The sequence below is a fragment of the Arthrobacter sp. PsM3 genome (assembly GCF_030433895.1).
Lineage (GTDB): Bacteria > Actinomycetota > Actinomycetes > Actinomycetales > Micrococcaceae > Arthrobacter.
The window spans coordinates 1-985 of record NZ_JARUXE010000106.1 but is presented as its reverse complement, the minus strand read 5'-3'; the positions used below and the strand labels follow the sequence as shown (position 1 = coordinate 985).

At 61.7% G+C, this 985-nt stretch carries 1 protein-coding gene; it reads left to right on the top strand.

What is annotated here, in order from left to right; genetic code table 11:
* Positions 1 to 134: 134 nt before the first annotated feature.
* The coding region (locus QCD75_RS21770; RefSeq protein WP_441005536.1) for a copper amine oxidase at positions 135 to 985 on the top strand (851 nt) is incomplete at its 3' end.

The following is a 985-nucleotide window of genomic DNA, read 5'->3' as shown; positions in this document are numbered from 1 at the left end:
CCGGGCGTCCTCATCGGCAGTTTCCGGCACACTCGTTGGCTGCCAAGCATTCGCCAAACCCCGGTCTGTTACGGGGCACTTCGGCACTCAGACCATCGGGATCCTTCCTGAAAGAAAGAATTAAGGAGAAAAGCATGACTCTCAACACTGAAACCGAAACTGTAGTAGGGGTAGCACACCCTCTGGATCCGTTGTCCCGGGCCGAGATTTCACGGGCTGTCTCGATCCTGAAGGACGGGCCGGCTGCGGCTGAGTCGTTCCGCTTTATCAGCGTTGAGCTGCGCGAGCCGTCCAAGGAAACCCTGAGGACCGGCGGGGAGACCGAACGAGAAGCGGACTCGGTGCTCGTTGACCGCGCCGCGGGAAATGCCTACGAAGCCATCGTCAACCTTGATTCGGGCATCGTCACGTCGTGGAAGCAGCTGGCCTCCGGCGTTCAGCCGCCCTTCATGCTGGACGAGTTTGCAGAAGGTGAAGAGAGCTGCCGAAAGAACCCGGAGGTCAAGGCGGCCCTTGCCAAGCGGGGCATCACCGATATGGACCTGGTCTGCTTCGAACCGTGGTCTGTGGGCTACTTCGGTGAAGACAACGAAGGACGGCGCCTGATGCGCGCCCTGGTCTTCGTCCGCCAGGAGCCCGATGACAGCCCTTACGCGCACCCGATCGAGAACTTCATCGTCATCGTCGACCTCAACTCCGGCGAAGTCGTAGAAGTCGAGGACGACCAGGCGATCCCCGTACCCAGTGCCAGCGGCAACTACCTGCCCAAGTACGTCGGGCCGGCCCGCACTGACCTCAAGCCCATCTCCATCACCCAGCCCGAAGGTGCGTCCTTCAAGGTCACCGGAAACCACGTCCAGTGGGCCGACTGGTCCTTCCGGGTCGGGTTCACTCCCCGGGAAGGCCTGGTGCTTCACCAGCTCCGCTTCCAGGACCAGGGCGTGGAGCGCCCCGTGATCAACAGGGCATCACTGTCCGAAATGGT